The organism is Microcystis sp. M53598_WE2 (assembly GCF_030067735.1).
Taxonomy (GTDB): Bacteria; Cyanobacteriota; Cyanobacteriia; order Cyanobacteriales; family Microcystaceae; genus Microcystis; species Microcystis aeruginosa.
Map to the genome: position 1 here is coordinate 1 of NZ_JASJFE010000006.1, position 3,953 is coordinate 3,953.

General features: G+C 47.1%; 4 protein-coding genes. All 4 read right to left on the reverse strand.

Annotation, left to right across the window (positions count from 1 at the left end; all coding sequences use genetic code 11):
- Positions 1-225 precede the first annotated feature (225 nt).
- The 4 genes from PX636_RS00125 to PX636_RS00140 all read right to left on the reverse strand — a co-directional run bounded on the left by PX636_RS00125 (position 226) and on the right by PX636_RS00140 (position 3,806).
- On the reverse strand, positions 226-783 hold the full coding sequence (locus tag PX636_RS00125; RefSeq protein WP_288115834.1) for a hypothetical protein: 558 nt from the start codon (positions 781-783) through the stop codon (positions 226-228).
- Between the two features lie 300 nt (positions 784-1,083).
- Complete coding sequence (locus tag PX636_RS00130) at positions 1,084-2,448, reverse strand: GTP-binding protein (protein ID WP_288115835.1); 1,365 nt, start codon at positions 2,446-2,448, stop codon at positions 1,084-1,086.
- A gap of 186 nt (positions 2,449-2,634) precedes the next feature.
- Positions 2,635-3,099, reverse strand: coding sequence for a 2-amino-4-hydroxy-6-hydroxymethyldihydropteridine diphosphokinase (gene folK / locus PX636_RS00135; RefSeq protein ID WP_041803708.1), 465 nt, complete (start codon positions 3,097-3,099; stop codon positions 2,635-2,637).
- Positions 3,096-3,806 carry a sirohydrochlorin chelatase gene (locus PX636_RS00140; RefSeq protein WP_288115838.1) on the reverse strand — a complete coding sequence of 237 codons (711 nt, stop codon included), beginning with the start codon at positions 3,804-3,806 and terminating at the stop codon, positions 3,096-3,098. Before PX636_RS00140 ends, folK begins: the two co-directional genes overlap by 4 nt.
- Positions 3,807-3,953: the final 147 nt, after the last annotated feature.

A 3,953-nucleotide genomic window follows, 5' to 3' on the forward strand; every position in this document is an offset into this window, starting at 1 on the left:
AACTCACATCTGATAACTGTTAACTTACCCACTGATAACTGATAAGTGGGTGGGTGGAATTAAATATAAGATGAACGTAGGTTGGGTTGAAGCATGAAACCCAACGCCCGATTATGTTACGCTACCGCTAACCCATCCTACACATAATTGTGCCTCCCCACTTAACTGATAACTGCTAACTGTTAACTTCCCCACTGATAACTGTTAACTGTTAACTGATAACTGTTAATAGGCACTTCTCGGTCGAGAATTGACGGTAGATTGGGGTTGAGAAGCGGGGGCAGGTTTCAGGTTAGGGGCAGATTTACGCTGTAAAAAGATAGTTTGGAAGGGTTGGGGATGAGTTAATCCAGTTTCGGGTTTTTCTGCTTGTTGAGCTAGTTGATGTTTAAGGGTTTCATTGGTGGCCAAAAGATTGCGCTCGTGACGTTGCAGTGTTTCCAGTTTACCAAATTCTTTGTTCCAAACCTTGGGAATATATACCGTCCAAGCATATATTCCCAGAGTCGAACCCAACAGACAAAAAGTAATCACGGCCACTATTCTTTCTAGGAGGCAAAGGGAACGTAATTGACGCGAGGCTAATTGTTTTTGTGTCGGGGCCACGGGAACTCTCGCCACCGATTTAGTCGTCGGTTTGACGGTGGGAGTCGGGGAGGATTGAGTCACTGGTTTAGTAGTGGGGTTGGGGGGAGTTACCCGCGACTGGGGACGACGTTGACTCCCTTGGCTTTTTTGGCGAGAAACGGGAACGGGAATATAGGACTTATGGGCAGCAGACATGATTTTCTCTCAATATTTCTAGCTAGTTGTCGTTGTCAAAAATTAAGTTTCTAAAATCAGGAGTCGGTCATCAGGAGTCAGTAGTCAGGAGTCGGTCGTCAGTGGTTCGTGTTATGCAATGGACGGGGTTATCAGGGATTTGTCAATTGTTTTCCCTCTAGAACGAACTAATCAATTAAGTCTTTTGCCAGATAAGAATTTAGTCGATTTATGCCATCCGATCGAACCATGCCAAGTAACGAAGAACCATATTTAATTGATCACTGTTGCCTTTTTTCCTTTTTACTTTTTCCTTTAAAATCACTGTTCTAGTTCTAGACGTAAACGATATAAAATAGTTTGCGGATGAACTTGAGCGAGAATTTGATTGATCACCGTACTCGGTCCAGATGCCCCCCAACTACAACCGCGTTCTAGATAGATTTTAGCGGCTTTCCCGATGATATAGGTTCCATAAGCGGCAATTGCTCCCTGTAAGAGAGCGGTGCTACCGTAGAGGGTTAAAGAGGTGGGATTTTCAAAAATACTCGCCGCCGCCGCCGCCGTTTTGCCCAAACCGATAATCACAGTGCCGAGGATTTCCCCCACCAGCAACCCCGCACTACTCAAAAGTAGAGTCCGCCAGAGTTGACCAGCTTGGTGACTGGTAATCGGCAAGCCGTACAAACGAGCTAAAGCCCGAACTAGAGTTAAATCGACGATTGAAGCCCCTAGTAGGTCTAAAATAGCGATCGGATTGGCCGCAATCGCTAAAGCCTTATATTTCGCGTATTGCCAGATAATTTCCTCCGCTTGACTGTCCCGGAGTTCTAGGGTTTTTCTAGCGATATTTTCCTCCGCTTCTTGCCCTTGCACTAAAGCATTTAAGGCCAGTAGCGATCGCCCTTCCCGATTTAAAATCGTTAAGAGTTTATCTTGCAGCTCCTCAATTTGGGGGGGAGGGGTTTCCCACTCAGTCACCACGCACCCATCGGGGTATTCCACCCGGACGGGAATCGGTTGCGGTTCGGCGGCTACCATAACTATCTCATCGCTAGTTAACAAATCTTCTAACGTTTTTTCGTCCCGATTGGTTCCTAATCTCTGTAACTGCTGAAAAATCTGACGGCGATCCGCTTCTGGATAGAGATCAATCTTATTAAACACCAAAATAATCGGTTTTTTTGCCCGGCGCAATTCTCCTAAGGCCTCGTATTCAGTGCGGGTAATATCCCCCGCGACGATAAATAAAATTAAATCGGCACTTTTAGCGACTTCTCTGGCCATATTCGCCCGCGCTTCCCCTTCAATCTCATCCAATCCGGGGGTATCGATTAATTCTATCTGGATTTTACCCGTGGCTGGTGTCCAACGCACCGATCGCGGCCAGCGTGTCACCCCGTGCAGGGGTCCGGTTGCCAGGACTTTTTGACCGACTAAAGCGTTTACCACCGAGGATTTACCGCGACTGACTAACCCGAAGGCTGCCACCCGAATCACCGTTTCATCCAGTTTAGCCAAGGCCGATTTTAGGGACTGTAAATCCTGTTTAACGGCGGCCTGAAGTTGGGGATCGGGGGGATAATTCCAATGACGGCGAAAACTGGCATACCAAGTTAAAGCCTGTTGTAAACTAGCTTTAGCCTGATTGTAATGAGTTTCCTCGAGCGATGGGGTCTTGGTCACGGTTGATTTTTTTACTGTTTATTGATGCTGCTGCCTTTATTGTAGAGTTTCGGGGCGGTAACTGAGACGCGGTTATTTGGGGTGGTGGGGAGGTGGGGAAGTGGGGAAGTGGGGAGCAGGAGAGATGGGGGAATTTCAACTAAAACCCTAAAACCCTAAAACCCTAAAACCCCAACACCTAACATCCTACTCCGCCAATCCCAATTGACCCAATAGCTGAAGGATAGTTTTTCCAGTGACGGGATCTCGCCAATCGGGGGCAATTTCCGCCAGGGGAAGCAGCACGAAGGCCCGTTCTCGGCAGCGGGGATGGGGTATCTTTAATTCGGGCGTTTCTAAGATCAGGTCATCATAAAATATTAAGTCTAAATCGAGGGTACGCGGTCCCCATCTTTCCCGTCGGACTCTCCCGAATAACTGCTCGATTTCTAACAATTTATGCAGTAAATCTAAGGGAGATAAGTCCACTTGCACAATGGCGCAACCGTTGAGATAATCGGGCTGAGGAGGGCCGACGGCTGCGGTTTGATACCATTGGGAATGAGCTTCTAGTGTAATTCCTTTGACTCGCTCTAATTCCCCTAAAGCTTGCCCTAAAATTGTCGCTGAATCTCCTAAATTACCGCCTAAAGCGATCGCCGCCCGCTTCATCCACATCCTTCCTCAACAATAATCTCGGCTAATTCCCCCGTCGCCCCCAAAGATTTACCTAAAGATATATTGACATTTGGATGCTTTTGTGATAGTTCAAAAACTTGGGCTTCGATCGCGTCCGTAATTGCACCAGTAAAGAGGAAATAGGGCAGTATAGCAATTGTTGGGCTACCTTGAGCAATTAAACTCTCGATTTGTTGGGATAAACTCGGTTCTATCGACCAATAAGCTGTAATTGCTCCAGAAAACGCCGCTAGATTTTCCACTTCCCGATTACCCCCGGGGCGACGACTACCGTGGGACAGTAAAATGCGGTCTTGGGGGCTTAAATCAGCAAATTGTCGGGATAACAGCGATTTTATGCCCTGATAACTGCCTAAATGGGGCTTTAACTCTAGCTCAATCGGCGATCGCACTTTGGCCACGGCCGCGGGAATATCTTCTTTAACGTGAACCCCCGACAGGAGAAACAGGGGGATAATCTGCAACCGGCTACATCCTTGGCTTTGTGCTTGTTGGGCAAAAGCTTCTATTTGTTGATGGAGAGGTGTTATCACTAATTCTAGGGCGGCAGTCCCTACTAATACCCGATTATCTGCTTCTAGAACCGCTATAGATGGGCTAAACTCCGATTTACTCGCCAATCTTTCGGTGGGTTGACTGATTTTTTCTTGAACTAAGGCTGCTAATCGTGTCACCGCCATGGCTGGACGCGGATCGCGACTACCGTGGAAAACCAATAAGTAGGCTGAGGAGGTCTTCAAAGAAATCTTGCCAAAATAGTTTAGTTTTTAGCCTAATACATTTTCTCTCCCTTTAGGCATCAATGCCCCTGATATTCTCAATTTAGC

What these genes read in the sequence shown, in the direction of transcription:
- PX636_RS00125 (WP_288115834.1), bottom strand. Translation starts at nt 783, where the DNA reads ATGTCTGCTGCCCATAAGTCCTATATTCCCGTTCCCGTTTCTCGCCAA.
- folK (WP_041803708.1), bottom strand. Translation starts at nt 3,099, where the DNA reads ATGAAGCGGGCGGCGATCGCTTTAGGCGGTAATTTAGGAGATTCAGCG.
- PX636_RS00140 (WP_288115838.1), bottom strand. Translation starts at nt 3,806, where the DNA reads ATGGCGGTGACACGATTAGCAGCCTTAGTTCAAGAAAAAATCAGTCAA.